This window comes from Bifidobacterium callitrichos DSM 23973 (assembly GCF_000741175.1).
Lineage (GTDB): Bacteria > Actinomycetota > Actinomycetes > Actinomycetales > Bifidobacteriaceae > Bifidobacterium > Bifidobacterium callitrichos.
On sequence record NZ_JGYS01000003.1, the window covers coordinates 268,327 to 288,925 of the forward strand.

The 20,599-nt window shown below is 62.4% G+C and carries 18 protein-coding genes and 1 tRNA gene; 6 read left to right on the top strand and 13 right to left on the bottom strand.

Translation table 11 applies throughout. The features are described 5' to 3' along the window. Positions 1 to 374: 374 nt before the first annotated feature. From BCAL_RS03005 to BCAL_RS03020, 4 genes are all read right to left on the bottom strand, one after another. Positions 375 to 1,847 carry an ATP-binding protein gene (locus tag BCAL_RS03005; RefSeq protein WP_202961933.1) on the bottom strand — a complete coding sequence of 491 codons (1,473 nt, stop codon included), beginning with the start codon at positions 1,845 to 1,847 and terminating at the stop codon, positions 375 to 377. Positions 1,848 to 2,509: 662 nt separating this feature from the next. Continuing rightward, positions 2,510 to 3,070 carry a low molecular weight protein-tyrosine-phosphatase gene (locus tag BCAL_RS03010; protein ID WP_052119338.1) on the bottom strand — a complete coding sequence of 187 codons (561 nt, stop codon included), beginning with the start codon at positions 3,068 to 3,070 and terminating at the stop codon, positions 2,510 to 2,512. 79 nt (positions 3,071 to 3,149) lie between these two features. Further along, entirely contained in the window at positions 3,150 to 3,818 is a 669-nt protein-coding gene (locus BCAL_RS03015; RefSeq protein ID WP_043167718.1) for a dihydrofolate reductase, read from the bottom strand. 57 nt (positions 3,819 to 3,875) lie between these two features. Then, the gene (locus BCAL_RS03020; protein WP_181162456.1) at positions 3,876 to 4,679 is read right to left on the bottom strand and encodes a thymidylate synthase; all 804 of its coding nucleotides are present in this window, start codon (positions 4,677 to 4,679) and stop codon (positions 3,876 to 3,878) included. Between the two features lie 222 nt (positions 4,680 to 4,901). Between BCAL_RS03020 and BCAL_RS03025 the strand changes: the two genes are divergently transcribed. Further along, the gene (locus tag BCAL_RS03025) at positions 4,902 to 5,315 is read left to right on the top strand and encodes an OsmC family protein (RefSeq protein WP_043167717.1); all 414 of its coding nucleotides are present in this window, start codon (positions 4,902 to 4,904) and stop codon (positions 5,313 to 5,315) included. Positions 5,316 to 5,465: 150 nt separating this feature from the next. Here BCAL_RS03025 and BCAL_RS03030 read toward each other — a convergent pair whose 3' ends face one another. The 3 genes from BCAL_RS03030 to BCAL_RS03040 form a co-directional block, all read right to left on the bottom strand. Next, entirely contained in the window at positions 5,466 to 6,494 is a 1,029-nt protein-coding gene (locus BCAL_RS03030) for a universal stress protein (RefSeq protein WP_043167715.1), read from the bottom strand. Between the two features lie 218 nt (positions 6,495 to 6,712). Beyond that, positions 6,713 to 7,486: a C40 family peptidase gene (locus BCAL_RS13915; RefSeq protein WP_274518242.1), complete on the bottom strand. Its 774-nt coding sequence runs from the start codon at positions 7,484 to 7,486 to the stop codon at positions 6,713 to 6,715. Between the two features lie 171 nt (positions 7,487 to 7,657). Next, positions 7,658 to 8,794: a CHAP domain-containing protein gene (locus BCAL_RS03040; protein WP_043167714.1), complete on the bottom strand. Its 1,137-nt coding sequence runs from the start codon at positions 8,792 to 8,794 to the stop codon at positions 7,658 to 7,660. 311 nt (positions 8,795 to 9,105) lie between these two features. Between BCAL_RS03040 and serC the strand changes: the two genes are divergently transcribed. Beyond that, the gene (gene serC, locus BCAL_RS03045) at positions 9,106 to 10,254 is read left to right on the top strand and encodes a phosphoserine transaminase (protein WP_043167713.1); all 1,149 of its coding nucleotides are present in this window, start codon (positions 9,106 to 9,108) and stop codon (positions 10,252 to 10,254) included. Between the two features lie 52 nt (positions 10,255 to 10,306). Beyond that, a complete protein-coding gene (locus tag BCAL_RS03050; protein WP_043167721.1) occupies positions 10,307 to 10,561 on the top strand; it encodes a DUF2530 domain-containing protein in 255 nt (84 codons plus the stop codon). Between the two features lie 42 nt (positions 10,562 to 10,603). Here BCAL_RS03050 and BCAL_RS03055 read toward each other — a convergent pair whose 3' ends face one another. Beyond that, a complete protein-coding gene (locus BCAL_RS03055) occupies positions 10,604 to 11,893 on the bottom strand; it encodes a sensor histidine kinase (protein WP_081887207.1) in 1,290 nt (429 codons plus the stop codon). Between the two features lie 202 nt (positions 11,894 to 12,095). On the opposite strand from BCAL_RS03055, the gene phoU reads away from it, so the two are divergent. Beyond that, positions 12,096 to 12,776, top strand: a complete 681-nt coding sequence (gene phoU / locus BCAL_RS03060; protein WP_043167711.1) for a phosphate signaling complex protein PhoU — start codon at positions 12,096 to 12,098, stop codon at positions 12,774 to 12,776. A 283-nt stretch (positions 12,777 to 13,059) separates the two neighbouring features. Here the strand turns inward: phoU and BCAL_RS03065 are convergent, their stop codons facing one another. The 3 genes from BCAL_RS03065 to lysS all read right to left on the bottom strand — a co-directional run bounded on the left by BCAL_RS03065 (position 13,060) and on the right by lysS (position 16,837). Further along, positions 13,060 to 13,800, bottom strand: a complete 741-nt coding sequence (locus tag BCAL_RS03065; protein ID WP_043167709.1) for a phosphoglyceromutase — start codon at positions 13,798 to 13,800, stop codon at positions 13,060 to 13,062. 142 nt (positions 13,801 to 13,942) lie between these two features. Beyond that, positions 13,943 to 15,043: a 1,4-dihydroxy-2-naphthoate octaprenyltransferase gene (gene menA, locus BCAL_RS03070; protein ID WP_043167707.1), complete on the bottom strand. Its 1,101-nt coding sequence runs from the start codon at positions 15,041 to 15,043 to the stop codon at positions 13,943 to 13,945. Between the two features lie 117 nt (positions 15,044 to 15,160). After that, the gene (gene lysS, locus BCAL_RS03075) at positions 15,161 to 16,837 is read right to left on the bottom strand and encodes a lysine--tRNA ligase (protein WP_043167705.1); all 1,677 of its coding nucleotides are present in this window, start codon (positions 16,835 to 16,837) and stop codon (positions 15,161 to 15,163) included. A gap of 237 nt (positions 16,838 to 17,074) precedes the next feature. Here lysS and BCAL_RS03080 point away from each other — a divergent pair. Both BCAL_RS03080 and BCAL_RS12605 read left to right on the top strand, forming a co-directional pair. Further along, positions 17,075 to 17,148, top strand: a tRNA-Pro gene (locus tag BCAL_RS03080). An 85-nt stretch (positions 17,149 to 17,233) separates the two neighbouring features. Continuing rightward, positions 17,234 to 18,511, top strand: coding sequence for a tyrosine-type recombinase/integrase (locus BCAL_RS12605; RefSeq protein ID WP_160268305.1), 1,278 nt, complete (start codon positions 17,234 to 17,236; stop codon positions 18,509 to 18,511). Position 18,512: 1 nt separating this feature from the next. Here BCAL_RS12605 and BCAL_RS12130 read toward each other — a convergent pair whose 3' ends face one another. Next, complete coding sequence (locus BCAL_RS12130) at positions 18,513 to 19,655, bottom strand: P-loop NTPase family protein (RefSeq protein ID WP_052119337.1); 1,143 nt, start codon at positions 19,653 to 19,655, stop codon at positions 18,513 to 18,515. A 682-nt stretch (positions 19,656 to 20,337) separates the two neighbouring features. Next, positions 20,338 to 20,599, bottom strand: a 262-nt coding sequence (locus tag BCAL_RS12610; RefSeq protein ID WP_043259995.1) for an ISL3 family transposase, incomplete at its 5' end; no start/stop codon positions are given.

Below are 20,599 nucleotides of genomic sequence, written 5' to 3' on the forward strand. Positions count from 1 at the left end.
TTCTCATGCAAGCTCATCGATACTCATCGACCGCGAATCCGTTGCGATCTCCAATCCGGACACTCCAATCCTGACGCCCAAGCGTCCAACTTTTCGTCCGCACCCCCTCGCGATACGCCTGGAGGCGAGCGTGGATCTCGACGAGATGGCCCGCCGCACCGGGTTGAATGCCTCGGCGCTGCGGAACCTCGAATACGGCGACCCCACGGGGCTGTTCGACCCCCCCCTGCCCGACTACCGCACCGCGCCGGGCATGGACCTTCGAGATCACCATCCGGGACGCAGACCGGACCGACGCTTCACACTCGCCTCCCTTCGGCGAAATGCCGTAATCCGATGTCACTATGTCGGGGCTACTCCGAAATACTCCGAAGTTACTCCGAAATACTCCAAACCTGCTGCCCCGAATACGTGTAGTACTGCTTGGGGTCACGAGTCCCGGAACCATGCCATTGCAGGATCCCTCTGCCGACCAGTTCCTTCAGGGTTTTCGATGCGGTCCTGGCGCTTACTCCGACGGCTTCGGCCAATGCCCCGGTCGTCACCTTCCCGTTGTCGATGGCGAGGGTGAGGGCCGTGCGTTCGGTCGGGGTCAGGCCCTCGGCGGGGATCTCCGTCCGGTTGACGACGGTGACGGGCCCGTCCTGCCGCCCGTTCAGGTAGGGGACGCGCCGCCTGATGTTGTTGCGCAGCACGAGCCGGACGCTGAAATCATTCGGCTCGCTGTACTCGGGGTCGGGCAGGCCGAGCTCCTCCATCTCCTCGTACATGCGGTGCACGCCCTCGTTGAGCTCGCGCACCAGCTCGAACGCGGTGAGCACATGACAGATCTTCGGGTTGCGCGCATACCGGGTAGTGCGCATGTTCTCCAACGTGACCCGGTTCGGCAACGCGCCCGGGCTGGTGACTTCCAGCCGGTCGTCGAAGATCATCACCCGCGTGTACTCGCCGCGGATCGAATAGTCGCGGTGCGCGACCGCGTTCACCAGTCCCTCGAACCACGCGAACCGCGGGTACTCGGGCACCGTGCGGAACCGACCGTCGTCACCGAGCACCTGGAACTCGCGCAGCAGCGACCCGATCAGCTGGCTGGCCTGCGCCACCACGTCGGGCAGCGGCCCGTCGAACTCCCTATCCTTGACGATGTTCAACCCGCGACCGGTATGCAGCTCGGTCCCGTCGACCCTGATGACGCGCACGCGCGCCGACGGCAGGAACGCCGCCGGATACTGCGCGAACAGGAGCACGCCCGCATTCGTCAAATGTCCGTCCACAAGGAAGCCGCGGCTGCGCAGCACCCGCTCACCGGGGATGTCGGCCGCGCCGATGGCTCGCTTGTACCGGTCCAGCACCCCGTGGTCGACGTCATCCATGCCCGACCGGGACTCCGGCTCGTCCTCGAACCATCGCTGCCCCTTGTCGTACTCCAGGGCGCGCACCTGCTCGCGATCCAGCAGGACGCTGCGGTCCGCCTCGCGCAGGTACACGTCGCCGTTCGACCGTTTCGCCACCACGTGGTTCGATGACGGGGCCACGTCCAGCACGAGGATCATGTCGCTCTCCCCGGCCGTGTTCACACAGGGGACACGCCGCGCGCTCACCTGCGGCGTGGGGGCGCACTGCGTGATCGGGATCTGTTCGAACGACTCGACCGATCTGGCGTTGTCCCGTTTGAACCCGGTGATCCTCCCGTCGTCCTCGATGCCGATGACCAGCTGGCCGCCCGAGGCGTTCGCGAACGCGATGAGATGCCGGGACACGTCCTCCGGCTTGATACGCGCGCTCTTGCGGTCGAAGTACTGCCCCTCGTCCATACGGGCGAACAGCGTCGCCTTGTCAGCCCTCATGTCCATGACCGTCCCCCTCACCGGCGGAATCATCTACAACAAGCCACGAGCATACCCGAGCGAACCCACAACACAAGAAACCAAAAGCCGCACGACACCACCACCCCGGCACATAGCGACCAGTCCACCTGCACGCCCTCTGTCTATGCGACCTCTATAAAATAGTTTTTTGTTCTCACTGGACTAACTATTGGAATTACTTACTTTCTTCTGTTCCGACTGCGCACCGACTGCACCAGCCAGATACCCCAACACGCCGATCATCCACCGGCTTTTACCGGGTTTGTTTTGACACGTTTTTGACACGCATCTGCATGATGCACCCACGTCTGCGTGAGCCATGACATGTGCGTGAACCGCCATTTTCCGCGGATTGGCGCTATGACGCCACCGTCACGAAGAGTTCGACTCTCTCTGGGGGTACCTGTGGCAAAAGCCATGAAAAGCGCTGAAACTCAAGGGTTTTGGCGCTTTTCTGGTATGAAACGGACGCGAATCACGCCGTTGGCGTCGGTTAACTGCAAGCAGATACGGTCTTCTTATGGATAACGGACTTCCGAAGGCTTTCGGGAGTCCGTTATGTGCCAACTACAGAGGCTCGCTGGCGGAGACGACCGCAACTGGAGCTATAAGGCCCGCCCTCAGTCGGCCTCTCGAACCACTCAACCCTTGTCTTCGGCCTTGAGCTGCTTGGCGACCCAGTCGACGATGTAGGGGGCGACCTGTTCGATCTGGTCGATGGCGACCTCGAACTCGTGCGGGCCGCCGTACCACGGGTCGACCAGATCGATCGTGTCCTCGCGGCCGGCCGGCGGCTTGGGCAGGTTCGGGTCGAAGCTGCGGTACATGTGCACTTCGGCGCGCTTGCCCGGCGGCAGCAGACGCAGCAGCGAGCGCATGTGCGCGGCGGTCATCGGCAGGAACAGATCGGTGCGGGCGATCTCGTCGCGCGAGATGCGATGCGCGAAGTGGTTGCGCGGGATCTCGTCACCGTAACCGCGCTCGCGCAGCACGTGCACGGCGCGCGGGTCGATCGGATGACTCCACTCCTCATCGGAGACGCCGCTCGACTCAACATCCACTAGGTCCCCGAGTCCACGCTCGTCGAAGTAGTGGCGCAGGATGATCTCCCCCATCGGCGAACGGCAGATGTTGCCGGTGCAGACGGTCATCACCGTGTACTTGTGGTCGCTCTTATGGTCGCTGGTGCGGTTATCGGCCATGAAATATGTATCCTTGCAGTCCTTGTCGGTTCGCCGGTTCGCAGGTTCACTGATTCGGCGTTGCTGATTCGATGTCGTGTCAGCGCGCGGCGCGCACGTACGTCAGGAAACGGTAGCGGCGGATGTCCTTGCCGTCCTTCTCCTTGTCCGGCTTGAGCCACGGGGAGCGGTCGGCGACATCCCAGTGTCCGGCCTTGGCGAGCGCGGCGATGTCCGGCGCGTACGTGTCGGCGTCCACCTTGGTGTCGAGCAGGGTGACGTACACCTTGTTCGCCTCCGGCAGCGCCTCCTCGAACAGCTGCGCCCCGCCGATCACCCAGATCTCGGAACGGTCGAGGCCGTCATCCGGGATGGCCTCCTGACGTGCCAGATCGAGCGCGTCCTCGAGGCTGTCGACGACGGTGGCCCCCGGCGCACGGTACGAGGCGTCATGGGAGACGACGATGTTGTCGCGATTGCGCAGCGGGCGGTACTTCGCCCCCAGCGACTCCCACGTGCGTCGACCCATGATGACCGGATGCGAGACGGTGAGTTCCTTGAAATGCTTCATATCCTCGGCCAAGTGCCAAGGCATGCCCCCGTCGAAGCCGATGGCACCCGGACGACCTTCCTTGTCGCGGGCTTCGGCCCAGATCAGGTTGATTGAGAACGTCTTGGGGAAATCGTCACCCCAGTCCTCGATCTCCTCAAGCCCGGCTTCTCCGGGCTCGGGTTCGTGATAGCCGCTTCGGCTACTGTCATGCTCCATTTCATACTCCTTGAATGCGTTTCGGCTAGCGGCAAGTTTAGTGTCACGCGGCGACCGTCAGACCGCGACGGGTGCCTTGATGGTGGGGTGATGCCGGTAATCGAGGATGTGGAAGTCCTCGTATCGGTAGTCGAAGAGCGAATCGGCCTTGTCGATCTCGATTCTCGGGTACGGGTATGGTTCGCGCGACAGCTGTTCGAGCACCTGATCGACGTGGTTGTCGTAGACATGGCAGTCGCCGCCGGTCCACACGAACTCCCCCGGTTCGAGTCCCGCCTGCTGTGCCATCATCAGGGTGAGCAGCGAGTAGGAGGCGATGTTGAACGGCACGCCGAGGAACATGTCGCACGAGCGCTGGTAGAGCTGGCAGCTCAGGCGCCCGTCGGCCACGTAGAACTGGAACAGGGCGTGGCAGGGCGGAAGTGCCATCTGCTCGACCTCGGCCGGGTTCCACGCCGTGACGACCATGCGGCGAGAATCGGGGTGATGCTTGATGAGGTCCATCACATTGGAGATCTGGTCGATCGTACGGTTCGGGTCCTCGGGCGTGGGTGCGGGCCAGCTGCGCCACTGCACGCCGTAGATCGGGCCCAAGTCGCCGTTCTCGTCGGCCCACTCGTCCCAGATGTGCACGCCCCGCTCCTGCAGCCAGCGGATGTTGCGCGATCCCTTGAGGAACCACAGCAGCTCGTAGGCGAGTCCCTTGAAGAAAACGGTCTTCGTGGTGAGCAGCGGGAAGGCACCCCGGGACAGATCGAAGCGCATCTGCTGGCCGAACAGGGAGATCGTGCCGGTGCCGGTGCGATCGGACTTGAGCGTGCCTTCGGTCAGGATCCGGCGCACGAGATCCTCATAGGGCATGGAGATGTCCGTGACGGGGCGTGCGGGGATGCGGGAGCGGATGTCAGCGAGTTGTTCTTCGGTCAAAGCCATGCCCACCAGTGTAGCTGACTACCGTCATGACCGAATACGATCGCATCGGTGCCTCACGAAGCGACATATGGGCTAGATTGGGAGATATCGCGGCACGGCAGGCGCGCCGCGCGCACAATCACAATACAGACACGACAATGAGGAGTCATTATGGGCAAGCGACTGTGGGTGGAGCGCAACAAGGACGGTTCCTGGGACGCGTTCAGCGATGACGGCGCGCACATCAAGTTCGGCAAGGATCGCGGCCAGTTCACGCCCGGCGATCTGGTGAAGATCGCCCTGGCGGGCTGCGCGGCGCTCTCCAGCCAGTTCGCGGTCGAGAACGCTCTGGGCGAGGGCAAGGGCGCGAAGATCGTCGTGGATGGCACGTACGACGCTGACAGCGACGCGTTCATCAACTTCAACGAGCAGGTCGTCGTGGACGCCTCCGACGCGGGTCTGAGCGACGAGGACGCCGACAAGCTCAAGGAGCGCATCACCCGCCACATCGACAAGGCGTGCACGGTCAAGCACACGTACGTGCAGGAGACGCCGGTGCGCATGGAGGTCACGGTCAAGCACTGAGTGCGGACGCGATTACCGAAACTGACGGTAAAGATAAATGGAAATGGAAAAGCTCCCCGGGTGGGGAGCTTTTCCATTTGCTTCACGGCCTTCACGGCAACGTCCCGTCAGCGGGGCCGGAGAAAAGAGGAGTGGGCCAAGGGCCGCCGGTCAGTGCTCGGGGTCGATGGTCTTTTCGATCTCGTTGACGACTTCGGGCTTGGCGGTGGGCACCGGGATCTCCTCGACACCGGAGATGTCGTCGAGCGGCTTCGGGGTGACCTCGGCCGGCGAGCTCGGCACGGTGTCGAGACGCGATTCTGCAGCCTCGACGTACTTGCGCGGCACGACGTAGACCGGACCCGCGGCGTGCTGGATCAGTCCCTGACTGGTGGAACCGAGCAGCAGGCCGGTGAAACCGCCACGGCCGCGGGAGCCCACGACGACGACGTCATGGTCGTAGCTGGCCTTGGTGAGCGTGTCCACGGCGGAGCCGGACACGATGCGCTTCTTGATCACCAGATCGGGGTACTGCTCCTCGAGCGGCTTGACGCGGGTCTCCAGATCGTCCATGTACGACTCGTACACGGCGTCGTCGGCGCCCTTGACCTGCGGCGCGGCGGAGATCACGTCGAGTTCGGCTCCCCACGCGTGGGCGAACGACGCGGCGATGTCGAGCGCCTTCAGACCCCACTTGGATTCGTCGGAGCCGACGGCCACCTTGGTGATCGTGTTGTTCAGGTGCATCAGGTTGCCGTCGTCATCGGTGTAGGGCACGACGACGATCGGGCAGTACGCGTAGGCCGGCAGCGAGGACGAGGTGGTGCCGAGCAGTCGTTCGGCGAGTCCGCCCTTGCCGCGGTTGCCAATGACGATCAGGTTGTAGTTGCGGCTCAGCTCAACGAACACGGATGCCGGATCACCGGTCACGATGAGCGTGGCGGCCTCCACGCCTTGTTCGTCGGCGATGGCCTTGGCCTTGGAGAGGATCTCCTGCGCGTCGGAGTGGGCCGCGTTGTCGTCCCCCATCGCGGTGTAGGTGGCATCAAAGCTGACGGCGGCGTAGCTGGGCAGCGAATACGCGCAGACGATCTGCAGTGTGAGTCCCGCGTGCTTGGCGTAATTGGCCGCCCACCAGGTGGCCTTGTAGCTGGCATTCGATCCGTCAACGCCGACGAGAATCGCTTTGTCGTTGATCATGACGACCTCCTTAAGGATATATATGCGACGACGCGGTTGGCGACGTCGCCCCCTGTGATTCCCAAGAATACCCCCGGATGGGTTCGCCGTGTGTGAACAGCACGGCGGGAATCGCCCCAAAAACAGAAAAACGCCTCCCATCGGGAGGCGTTTCATGAAGATCAGGGCGATGTGTGCCGTCGAACTACCAGCGACCGCCAAATACGATCAGGAAGCGATCAGATAATGCGGTAGTACTCGAAGGAGGCGTACACCGGGACGATCGACACGCTCTTGCCGGGGCGCGGCGCGTGGATCATCATGTTGTTGCCCACGTAGATGCCCACGTGGCCGGGGCGCCACATGAGGTCGCCGGGCTGCGGGTTGGACACCTTGGTGCCGTTGGACTGAGCCCACACGCGCTGCTGGTTGTCGACGCGCGGCAGGCTGATGCCGAAGGCGGCGTAGACGTACTGGGTGAAGCCGGAGCAGTCGAAGCCGGAGGGCGTGGTGCCACCGTAGACATACGGCACGCCCTGGAACTGGGCGGCGTAGGAGACGACGGCCGAACCATTGGAGCTGGTCGGGGCCTCGACGGAACCAAGATCGAAGCTGGAGGCACCGGTTCCGGTGGTGGTGGAGGCGCCCAGCGAGCTACGGTTGCCGGAACGACTGGCGGAGGAGGATCCCGCCTGAGCTGCTGCCGCTGCAGCGGCTGCCGCGGCGGCAGCCTCCTGCTGGGCCTTGGCCTCGGCGTCCTTCTCGGCCTGGGACTTGGTCTTGGGCACATCGAGCGATTCGATGCCACCCCAATTGGAATCCTGCTCGACGTCGGTGGACGTCGATTCCTTGAGCAGGTTCTTGCGAGCGGCGGCGGCCTTCGGGAACGAGCGTTCGGAGGAGACGACACCGGAGGCATCGGCTGCGGTGGCGGCCGGTGCGAGCGCAATGCACGTCGTGCAGAGGGCCACGACGGCGATCACCATGGAAAGATAGTTCTTCAAGGTCTTCATCAGGGCACCACCATAGCATCGGGTGATCCCTGACCTCAACCCTGATATTGCCTCATGGTCGTCGTCGGTGACGACACGCCGGTAACCATGACGAGGATCACAGATCGACGATGACGATCCCGGACACAATGACGATCAGCGAAAGCGATCGAAAAGCGATCGAAAAAACGATCAGTAGTGAATGTACTGGAAGTCGGACACGTTCGTGAACGTGCGCGACATGGTCTTGCCCTGCAGGGACGAGCCGCTCTCGGACGTGGTGACGGAACCGTCCGGATTGATGCTCTCGACGATGGCGACATGGCCGTAGACGGAGTTCGCACCCTCCTGACCGGTGCGGAAGACCATGATGTCGCCGACGTGACGCGGGGTGTTGTCGACCCAGTAGCCGAGAGCCCTGGCGGAGTCCGCCCACTGCGCGCCGTTGCCGAAGTAGGAGCCGACCGGCAGGCCCAGATCGTGGCGGCGGAGGTACACCCACCACGTGCACTGGCTGAACTCGTAGGCGTTGCCTGTGTCTCCGGTGGCGTGGTTCGGGTCGAATCCGGCCGGCAGCACGCTGCTGTCAGCATCCATCAGCTTGGCCACGTTCGGGTTGTTAGCCAGCGACTTCGACATCTGCTTGACGTCCAGGGAAGCGGTGGAGTCGCTCAGCGACCACGAACCGGTGTTGGAGGTCTGCTTCGTGGTGCCGTCGGCGGTGGAGGAGGTGCCTTCGGAGGCGACCGCGGAATCGGCGGTATCGGACTTCGCGGCATCGCCCTGGGCGGCGACGGAGTCGGAATCGGCGGCGGAGTCGGCGGTCTTGTCGGAGGTGGTCGCGGACGAATCGGTGCCGGCGGTCGAAGAGGACTGCGCGGACTGGCCGTCTGCGGTGCCGACGAGCGGAACGCGCACGTCGGAGCGGGAGGCTGACGCCGTGGCGCCAAGACGCTGGATCTGCGTGGTGGTCGTGGCCGGATCATCGGCCAGCGGCAGCAGATCATCGGTGGGGTTGGCGAACGCCAGCGTGGTCGCGGCGGTGCCGGCGAGCGCGGCGAGGGACGCGGAACCCACGATGATGTTGCGGCGTTCGGCCGCACGTGCGGCCTCTCGGATGGCTCGACGCGACATCGGGGCGAGCTCGTTGAGCTTTTCGGCGACCGCCGGCTCGAGGCCGAGCACGGCGCCGTTGTTGCCTGCCATCTGCATGGCGATGACGGTCCTGCGAGAGTGGGAACCGCGAGCAGCGGTGAACAGATTACCGGAACCGGACGTACCGTTGCTTCGAATGGAAGTCTTAGCCGCCTTGTGTGCAGCATGCTTCATACAGAATCACTCCTTGCGGGCCGTTTGGGCGACCCTTAGGGGACGCCACATCACCGTCTCGATTCGACACCATACAACGCGCCCCGGTCTTTGAACAAATCCAAACGGCGCGTCAATCGTTTTACTTTGCGCTGGGGACATGCATCATCCATCCGATGTTCATCGTCGTTTTTCCAGTCGGCACAAAGGCTGAGGAGGAATGATTTCCGAAGTGACGAAGAATTTTTTCGCGTTTTCCGTCCCCCTAGGGGGAACGCCCGAAATACGGTCGGCTCTTCCCTCCATCCCCACGGTTGGCTAGGGTGGAGGGCATGTCCAATGCAGTGAAGATTCCCACCGATATGTTGCCCGAAGACGGTCGCTTCGGCTCCGGTCCAAGCAAGATCCGCCCCGAACAGGTCGCCGCGCTCGATGCTGGCGCCACCACCCTGCTGGGCACCTCACACAGGCAGACGCCGGTGCGCCAGCTCGTCGGTTCCATCCGAGAAGGGCTCGAATCGTTCTTCAAGGTGCCCGACGGATACGAGATCGCGCTCGGCAACGGAGGCGCAAGCTGCTTCTGGGAGATCGCCTGCGCCTGCCTGATCACCCGTCAGGCCGCGTTCGGCGCATACGGATCGTTCAGCTCCAAGTTCGCCGCTTCCGCATCCAAGGCGCCGTTCCTGGAGGAGCCGGTCGTCTTCAAGGGCGAACCCGGCACCTACCGTCTGCCCGAGCCCACCGAATACGCGGACGCGTACTGCTGGGCGCACAACGAGACGTCGACCGGCGTCGCGGCACCGGTGCAGCGCGTCGAGGGCAGCGCGGAGCAGGGCGCGATCACGCTGATCGACGGCACGTCGGCCGCCGGAGCCCTGCCCGTGGACGTCTCTCAGACCGACGCCTACTACTTCTCCCCGCAGAAGGCGTTCGGTTCAGACGGCGGCCTGTGGGTCGCGGTGCTCTCCCCCGCCGCCATCGAACGCGCCGCACGCGTCGAGGCGAACGTGAACCTGCCCGGCGTGAGCCGCTGGGTGCCGCCGTTCCTGTCGCTGACGAGCGCGTTGGAAAACTCCCGCAAGGACCAGACGCTGAACACGCCCGCCGTGGCCACGCTCATCATGATGGAGAACCAAGTGCGCTGGCTCAACGACAACGGCGGCATGGAATGGTCCACCGCCCGCTGCTCCAAGTCCGCCTCGCTGCTGTACACGTGGGCGGAACGCAGCGAATACGCCCGTCCGTTCGTCACCGATCCGGCCGCGCGCTCGCATTCGGTGGTCACCATCGATCTGGACGATGCGATCAGCGCGTCCGCGGTGGTGCAGGCGCTGCGCGAGAACGGCATCGTGGACACCTCCGGATACCGCAAGCTGGGCCGCAACCAGCTGCGCATCGGCGTGTTCCCGTCCGTGGAACCCTCCGACGTGGTCGCACTGACGCAGTGCATAGACTACGTTGTCGAACGACTCCAGCACTGACGGACACCGAAGGAACGAGGCCTCTACCATGACGACCAGGAAGCCATGGCGACTGCGATTCGCGCCGATCATCGACCCGTCCGTGCGCCGTCCGGCCCCCAAGCCGGTGCGTGTGGATCTTCGTACCGTATTCCTCATCGGCACCGGCCTATGGGCCATCGCCCTGATTGTGTGTCTGATCCTGGAGGCGATGTCCTTCAACGCGCAGACGGCACGGATCGTGTGCACCGCCGGCGTGATCATCGGTGTGCTCATGCTCATCTGGGAGCACTTCGACCGCTGGGACTACCGCCGACTCGGGCAGTAGCAGTAAGGCGGTAAGGCGGTCCGGGGGCAGACAGGCGGTGGTCTACCGCGCCAGGGGCAGCGACAGCGTGAACGTGCTGCCCTGCCCCGGCGCCGACCACACGGTGACGGTGCCGTGATGCGTCAGCGCCACATGCTTGACGATCGACAGGCCAAGCCCCACGCCGTCGGCGCTGCGTTCGTTCTGGTCCTTTCCACGGTAGAAACGCTCGAAGATGCGCTCCTGCTCGCTCTTGGAGATGCCCTTGCCCTGATCGAGCACTCGGATCACCGCGTATCGCCCGGAATCGTCCCTCTCGGCCGATATGCCGACATATCCACCCTTCTTCGAGTAGATGATCGCGTTCTCGGCCAGCTTCGTGACGGCCGTGCGGATCTGATCCGGCTCGCCGTTGATGACCAGCGTGCGATCGCCGTCGAGTGTCAGCCGCACGCCCGCATCCGCGGCCCACGACTGCAGCTTCACGGTTACGGCCTCCAACTGGTCCATCACGTTGAGCCGGTTCGCGGCCGACGGGACGATCGGCTCCTGCGCCTTGATGAGCAGCAGCAGATCGGAGACCATGTGGTTGAGATGGTTGCTGGTCACGCGCACGCGCAACGCATCGGCGCGGATCCTCGACGGATCCCCGTCGTCGCGCTCGATCTCATCGGCGAGACTCGCCAGCGCCTCGGTGGGCGCGAGCAGCTGTTCGGAGACGTTGACGATGAAGGAGTCGCGGATCTGCGAGAACCGTACCGTCTCGCTCACGTCGTCGATCATCACCACGACGAACCGCTCATCGACGCGCCCGACAGTCACCTTGAGCCAGTTCGGCCTGCGCACGCCGCTCTTCGGCCCCGTCCCGGCCCCGTCGACTCCCGGAAGGGACTGAACGAAGCGTTCCGGCGTCTCGGTCTCCAGATCGAACCGGCGCCTGCCGCCATGATCGCGCACCTCATGCACCACCTCGAGGACCGATGGCTCGACGATGCTGTCGTCGCGCACGATGCCGAGCCGATACGCCTGCGGATTGGCTCGGACGACATCATCCTGACGATCGACGATCAGCGACGCGCTCGGCAGGATCGACAGCAGCGATTCGGCGGACGCCTCGAGCTCATGGTCGTCATCGGCACCGGAACGCCTGCGATGATGCAGCCGCGGCAGGCGACGGATCCCGCCACCGACCTTCCCGCCGATCCATTCGGTGATCGACACGCCTTTGAGGACACGCTCGACAAGCGGCTCGATATGGTCGAAAATGAACAGGATGATGCCGAGCACCATGGCCACGCCGAGGATGCCGAACACCGTCGAGACGATCATCGAGGGCACAGGGGAATCGTACATGTCTCCATCTTCCCACACCGGCGCAGAGGCCGGAGACGACATGCCGTGAACCTGAACTTAAGGTGAACGTTCCAGTAAACGGCCAACCAACATCAGATGGCCTTTGCGCTACGTTGTCGCAATTGCCGACACGGAATAATAGACTGAAGAGTGGTTGCTATCTGACTGAGTAATCGGAAAAGAACGAAAGGCTGAAAAGACAATGCGCGTTATCTTTAATGAGGAGCTGAAGGCCGTCGCCGACGACCTCGACCGCATGGTTCAGGGCGTGCGCAAGTCCATCCGCGGAGCGGGCGATGCCCTGCTCAAGCAGGATGTCGAAGCCGCCCAGAGCGTTATCGACGGCGATATCGAACTCGACGCCCTCGAGGAGAGCGTCATCGACCAGTGCGTGAAGCTGCTTGCCAAGCAGAACCCGGTCGCCACCGATCTGCGCGTCGTGGTCTCCACGATGCGTCTGGCGAGCACCTTCGAGCGTATGGGCGACCTCGCCAAGCACGTGGCCGAGATCTCCCGCCGCACCTACCCCGCCTCCCCGCTGCCGGATTCGGCCAAGGAAACCTTCCAGCAGATGCAGGACTTCCTCGACCGCACGTCCGATGATCTGGTGAGCATGCTCGCCGACCGTGACGCCAAGACCGCCGAGCGCATCATCGCCAACGACGACAAGCTGGACGCCCTGCACCACAACACCTTCGAGCTGGCTCTCGACGAGAACACCGATCTGACCCGTCAGCAGATCATCGACGTGGTCCTGATCGGCCGCTTCCTCGAGCGTCTCGGCGATCACGCCGTCTCCGCCGCCCGCCGCGTGGTGTTCATCGTCTCCGGTTTCGATCCGTCCAAGGAGCCGGCCCGCGATGAGGACGGCGCCATCGAGTGAATCCCGAGCGAATCCCGATTCGGTGATCCGATCTCGAGAATCTCGATAACTTAAGATTTCTCCCCACGGGGAGGCCCGAAACGACGCAATGGCCTGTTGGTCTTGCGTCGTTTTGTTTTCTCGGCTCTGTATTTCAGGCTCTCCTCGACTACCCCTCAGTCCCGCTTCGCGTGCCAGCTCCCCTGACAAGGGGAGCCAAGACATGACAAGGGGGACGTTCCACTTGGGAACGTCCCCCTTACTTGCAGCGCGCTGTTACACCTATGTCAGCGGCGGCCTAGGCTCACTTCTGGCCCTGAGCGGCGACGGCGGCGGCACCGGCGGCGGCGGCCTCCGGGTCGAGGTACTCGCCACGCGGCTTGACCGGCTTGAAGTCCTCATCCAGCTCGTACAGCAGCGGGATGGCGGTCGGGATGTTGACCTTGGCGATCTCCTCCTCGGACAGGTTGTCGAGCATCTTGACGATGGCACGCAGCGAGTTGCCGTGAGCGGCGATCAGGACGGTCTTACCGGCGCGAAGCTGCGGCTCGATGTCGGACTTGAAGTACGGCTCGACGCGCTTGACAACGTCGGCCAGGCACTCGGCCTCCGGAACCGGATCGCCCACGTAACGCGGGTCGTGGTTCTGGGCGTACTGGTCGTTCGGGTCGATCTCGGGCGGCGGGGTCGCGTAGGAGCGACGCCACAGCATGAACTTCTCGTCGCCGTACTCCTCGCGGATCTCGGTCTTGTTCTTGCCCTGCAGAGCGCCGTAGTGACGCTCGTTGAGACGCCAGCTGCGCTCGACCGGGATCCACAGGCGATCCGCGGCGTCCAGCGCGAGGTTGGCGGTGTTGATGGCGCGACGCAGCAGGGAGGTGAAGACGATGTCCGGAAGGACGTTCTTCTCCTTGAGCAGTTCGCCACCGTGCTTGGCTTCCTCTTCACCCTTCTCGGTCAGCGGGACGTCGACCCAGCCGGTGAACTGGTTGGTTTTGTTCCATGCGCTCTGTCCGTGACGGAGCAGTACTAGTTTGTAAGTCATACGGCCAGTCTACCGCCCATGCCGCCCGGACACGAACATTCATCCCAAGTTTCTGCGCAACGTTCAGCCGACGTTTCCCGAAGTACTCCGGGAAGCATGTCCCCGACCGTCACGCACCGGTCACGCCCCGGTCACCCGACCGTCACGCGCCCATCAGGTAGAGGAATCCGAAGCCCAACGCCAGCACCGGCGACAGCATCGACGCCATCGGCAGCGCCGACCGGTAGCGCCGACCGCGCAGGCCCCGACACAGACGGATGCACAGCACGATCGCGACGACGAGCATCGCCGTGGACGCGGCTGCCAGGACGATATCGATCCACGACACACCCGTGCACACCGTCCGTCCGTCGCCGGTCATGCCGCACATCGGGTCGGCCGCCATCCATGCCACCCGGATCAGCGGATTGCGCGACATGTAGGCGAGCGCGAGCATCGCCACGGCCGCGATCGGTATGACGGAGGCGAACGTGGTGCCGCGCTCCCGGCCCAACCGCACCATCCACGTGTGTTTGCCGTGGGCCGCGTCGTCGTCGATGTCGCGCAGGTTGTTGACGCACAGCACGCCGACCGCGACGAGCCCGAGCGCGACGGCCGTCCACTCCACTAGGAACGGCACTTCGTCGGACAGGGCGTAGGAGGTGCCGCAGGTGGCGACGAGTCCGAAGAACACGAACACGGCCACCTCGCCCCAACCGTGGTATCCGTAGGGGTGTCTGCCACCGACGTAATACCATCCGGCCGCGAGGCAGACCAGTCCCAGTGCGATGAACCACCAGTGTCCGGTCAGGACGGTGATCGCCAGTCCGCACACGCAGGCGAGCGCCGCACTGACGCCGGCGGCGGCGAGCACATGCTTCGCCGGGACCAATCCGGAGGCGGTGAGGCGTTGCGGCTTGCCGGTGGCGGATTCCTCGCCGCCGCGCGCATCGTCCGCACCTCGTACGCCGTCCGCATAGTCGTTGGCGAAGTTGGCGGCGATCTGGAGCAACAGGGCCACGCCGACGCACAGCAGCGTGACCGCGGCGTACCAGACGGGCGAGGTCAGGCATTGGCCGTAGTCGCCGTTGGGGTCGAAGGACGGCCTGCCGCCGATCACCGGGCATGGCCTGTGCAGGTAGGAGCCGCCCCATACGCCTTCGAATACGGTCGGCCACATGGCCATCGAGGCGGCCACGACCGGTGAGATGGCCAATGGCAGCGTCTTCGGGCGCGCGCCCTGAATCCACAATCCCATCGTCATAGCTTTCAGTATATGGAGGGCGCGGGGCATGTGAACGAAAAAAGCGCCCCGCGGGGAACGGGGCGCTTTTGGTCTGTCGAATGGCCGGTGGCGGCTAGGATCCGCCCGGGCCAACGGTCAGCCGACGAGCGGCTTGACGAGCGGGAAGGTGATGGTCTCGCGGATCGTGGCACCGGTCAGGGCGATGAGCAGTCGGTCGATGCCCATGCCCATGCCGCCCGCCGGCGGCATGCCGACGCCGAGGGCCTCGAGGAAGTCCTCGTCGATGTCGCACGCCTCCTCGTCGCCGGCGAGCGCGTCCTTGGCCTGTGCGACGAAGCGTTCGCGCTGCACGACCGGGTCGTTGAGCTCGGAGTAGCCGGTGGCCAGCTCGAAGCCGCGCACGTAGAGGTCCCACTTCTCGACGACGCCGGGCTTGGTGCGGTGGCCCTTGACCAGCGGCGAGGTCTCGACCGGGAAGTCGCGCACGAAGGTCGGCTCGTAGAGCTTGTCCTCGTAGAAGTGCTCCCAGAGATGTTCGACGAGCTTGCCGTGGTTCTCGACCTCGTCGCGCTCGACGCCGAGCTTGTCGGCGATCTCGCCCAGATGCTCGACGGAGGTGCCGGGGTTGTCCGGGCCGCCGTTGGGGATGATCTCCTCGCCGAGTGCCTCGGACAGGGAGTCGTACATGCTGATGGTCTTCCACTCGCCGCCGAAGTCGTATTCGGTGCCGTCGAGGAGGGTGACCTTGTGTGAGCCGTAGACGTCCATCGCGGTCTTCTGTACGAGCTCCTTGACGAGCTCGCCGATGGTGTCGTACGTGCCGTACGCCTGATAGGCCTCGACCATCGTGAATTCCGGGGCGTGGGTGGCGTCGACGCCCTCGTTGCGGAAGTCGCGGTTGATCTCGAACACGCGGTCGATGCCGCCGACGAGGCAGCGCTTGAGGAAGAGCTCCGGGGCGATGCGCAGGTAGAGGTCGAGGTCGAACGCGTTCATGTGCGTGGTGAACGGACGGGCCGCGGCGCCGCCGTGGATGGTCTGCAGCATCGGGGTCTCGACCTCGAGGAAGTCGTGGCTCGCGAAGGTGTGGCGCAGGGAGGCGACGGCCTTGGAGCGGTTGCGCACCATGTTGCGGATCTTCTCGTCGGCGATCATGCCGATATACGGCTTGCGGGTGCGGGTGTCCTCGTTGAGGTCCTTGTGCAGGGCGGGCAGCGGCTGGAGCGCCTTGGAGGCGATGGCCCACTCGGTGGCGAACACGGACAGCTCGCCGGTCTTGGACGCGATGACGCGGCCCTTCAGGTACAGGTGGTCACCGAGGTCGACGAGCTGCTTGAACTGCTTCAACGAGTCGGCGCCGATCTCCTTCTTGGAGATCATGCCCTGGATCTTCGTGCCGTCGCCCGCGGCGAGCTGCACGAAGTTGAGGCCGCCGGCGTTGCGGATGAACAGGACGCGACCGGCGATGCCCACCATGTCCTCGGTCTCCTGACCGGGTTCGAGCTTGCCGTCGTACTTGGCGCGCACGCCCTCGATGGTGTCGGTGACGTCGAGGTGGACCGGGTACGGGTTGATGCCGCTTTCGAGCATCATCGCACGCTTGGCGACGCGCATCTGCACCTGCTCGGGGTGCGCGAGCGGGCCGAACTCCTTGTTGGAGGGGTCGACGGCCTCGTCCAGCGTGGCGCCGCCCTTGATCTTCTCGCGGATGACCGCGTCCTGCTTGAGGAGCATCTCCGCACGTTCCACGGTGGTCATCGCGGGAACGGCGTTCTCTTCCTCATTTGCTTGGGGTTCTTGGGTTTCACACATAAACCCTCAGTGTAGCGATGCCGGGATACACGTCCGCTCGCCGTCCGGCCCCGCCGCCCTCCCGTATGTGGCTGCGTATCGTGAGCGACCGTTCATCGCGATGAAATCATCGGCTGTTTTTCGATGCGACAGACCTTCCTGACTTCTCAGAACCGTTGGAATCACTTGCGACACGCCGTAAACCACTCCGAATTTGCGCGAGAGCGACTTGCATGTAATATAGCGGACGTTGCCAAACGGGCTGTAGCGCAGCTTGGTAGCGCGCTTCGTTCGGGACGAAGAGGCCGCGGGTTCAAATCCCGCCAGCCCGACCTCACGGGGAGGACCATTGGAATTCCAATGGTCCTCCCTTTTTTGTTGCTTGTTTTAGTGTATCGTAAAGTGTATCGTAAAAGCATGGTGAGAAGGGCTATCGAGACCGGCGCCGTCAGCGTGTTCAAGACCCGGAACGGCAATAACGTGGTATACTGCGCGACCATGTCCTTAGGGTTCGAGGACGGCGACAAGGAAAAGAGGCGGTTCGTCAGGGGATACGGCGACACCGAGGAGCAGGCCAGATCGAGGATGACGGCCAATCTCGCACGGCGACTCACGTCGCACGCGCCGACCGCACGCAAGAGGAGCTCCCCGACATTGAGGGCGTTCTGCACGACGTGGATACGGCATGTCGAGGCGTCCGGCGTCAATCCATCGTCACGACTGAAATACCAAAAGGATATGGAGAACCATGTCCTCCCCCATATCGGGGACATGCACATGGAGAGCATCACGCCCGACGACGTGCTGGATCTGTTCACCAACACCCTGAAGGACACCGGACCATCGGCCAAGTCGCATGTGTTCCGGGAACTGAAGCAATTGTTCATCTACGCCGAAAAGTCCAAGGTCATCACGTCCAATCCGATGAAGGATCTGCAAAGGCCAAGGACAACCGTCGCGATCTCCGATCAGGAGGACAGGTACATGGACAACTACATGAGCGTCAGACGCGGCCTATGGGCGTGGCTATGGCGCAGGTCATGCCCGTACCGCGACCACCGGGCAATGGTCGGACTGCTCATGCTCGGACTGCGGCGAGAGGAACTGCTGGGACTGACGTGGGACAGGATAGCCGACCTGGACAATCCCGACAGGGCCACCGTGACCGTCAGTCAGGTGCTGAAAAGGCACGAGACCAATGAGCAGGTCTCCGGCTGGTACATCCGCAAGTCCACCAAGAACAACACCGTTAGGAGCATCCGACTGACCGGAAGATTCCGCACGGCACTGGTGGAGCACCGGGACAGGCATCTGACCGGTACGGCGGGAACGGAATGGCAGAATCTCGTGTTCCCGAATATCCGCACGGGCAAGGCCTATACATACGCATGGCTGGACAAGGTATGGCGGGACATGCTGGACGCGTACTGGCACGCGCACAATCCCAATGTGGAACGGATGCCGGACGATCACTTCTATACCGCCCACGGGAACCGGCACATCCTCGCGTCCATCCTCGCGAGGGCGGGCGTCCCCATCGGCACCGCCCAGCAGATACTAGGCCATTTGGACAAGGCGACCACGATCTACTACACGCACGCGACGAAGGCCGACCATGAGAACGCCATGCACATACTGTCAGGCACCGGCAAAGATGTTCGGGCCAATTTGATGGAGCTGATCACGCAGGACTAGATCACAGGAACCCGAGATCAGGATTCTCGATGAATCGCGATTTGCCGAACACCCACGGGGACGTAATGTAATTGCCTTCCCCCCACGGCCTTTGATTCCGTTCGGCGTCAAGCATGTCGGAAAGCACGTCATCATCCGCCGCATCGTAGAAAAGACCCGACTTATCCATGTACGTAATATCCGTGAATCTCGCAATGAAAGCATTTTTCTTGTCCGTATTATCATCGGAGTACTGCGAATTAATGGGAAGGTTACTGATAACCCAGACCTCATCCCAATTCGCCCACGAATTATGGTACCTTGCAGGAAGCTCACATCCGTACCGATCAAGAAAATTGTTAATCGACGTGATAGGAAATTGGGAATCATACTCGTCTAGCACCAACACTTTTTGACCGACGTAGCTATCAAAAGGGTGTTGATAATCAGTCACGCGATAAAACTGATTGACAGAAATGTTATCGTATATCAGACGCGTCTTACCGATACGAGGACTACCATAAAGGTAATGCGCCTTCACATCGCGCTGTTCGGTAGCCTCGTGAGGCGTGACAGAATTGGCCCTCTGTAATCTATCCAACCACGAAACATATCGAGCCGATTTAATAGATAAATCAGGGTCGCGCAAAATATCATCCACCGTCATGTGATCATCAACAATGGCCCTGCGAAGTTCGTTAAGATCATTGCGCGCCCCCTGAGTTTGTTCGCCATTCAGAATCCTCTTGATGTCCCGAACTAGATCGGCATCTCCAAATGGATCATATCTCTCAACACGGGTAGCGTCCTTACTTGTGTATCTGACACCGGCATAGATGTTCTTCCTGAGTTTCTCAGTACCACCGATATGAATTCCCCTTTTGGCGATGGCATCTATAATAGCCTGCCCTTTCTTCTCATATTTCGTAATAAGAAGAACTTGGAAATGAAGATAGCCTGTCTTAGTCCCCTTCTCCAGCTGGCCGTTAATGGCAAATCCTGAGCCATAGGCATCATGAAAAGCACTGCATATATCGGACCATTCGATATCCTGATGCCTCGGTGTCCCGTGCCATTCATAATCCTCAATCTTACTTATACGCAACATCCAACACCGGGAATATTTCTGACCATCACCGGTAACCGTCCTATCTTTATCAGTCATGTCTATATCTCCATTTTCCGCAGAAGTTAACCAATTTCCGCAGAAGTTGATTAATTTTCCGCAGAAGTTAATTGATCTTGTTTTAGCCTGTATACACGGAAAAGAGTCTTAGAAAATTCCGCAAAGATTTGCAAGGATTGCGGAAAATCCGATATAATATTTTCACCTGTATACAGGCACTTTTCATACCTCTAAATGCAATTTCCGCAGAAGTTGCATAGGAATGAAGGGAACCGGCGTAGCCGGTTCCCCCGATGCCGCCTTCGGCGTCATCGACCATATGCAACTTCTACCCATTCCTCGGGCACCTCGTTCACGGGGCGGCACTGTAAACACGCCGTGGCACCGGCACTGCGTGGGCACCATCGGCACCTATCACGCGCACCACTGGCGCGCACCACTGGCGCGCACCATGTCCACTGCGCGTGCGCCTGCTCGGCGTCACGCTCCGTGTCCACGTCACTGCGCCCGCAAGCACTGCGCCCGTGGCACTGCGTGGGCACCATCGGCACCTCACGCGCACCGGCACCCTCGGCTATACGCACCATCCCCGCTCCCTCGCACCCTCGTCACGGTCAGAACAAAGACTTGTTGTCCTGCTCCATCTCATGGTCAATCTGGGCAAGCTTTTTAGGCTCTTCGGGTGTTTGTGTGGGTGTGGATCACTGGTTTGGCCTACTGGTTATTGGCGTCCGGGGAGTTGTAGGTTGAGTCCGCCGCATTTGAGCATGACGAGGCCGATGAGGTTGTCGAGGTTGCGGTAGCCGTAGCCGATTTTGATGGTGGTCTTGATCTTGTTGTTCACGGCCTCTAGCCTGGCGTTGGACAGTCCTCTGCGGATGGTCGTGAGGATGTCGAAGTGGCGCCTGGCGATCTTCTCGCCGAGCTGGACGAATCCGGGGATGCCGGACAGGGACGCGTCCGCGGCCCATTGGCGCAGCAGG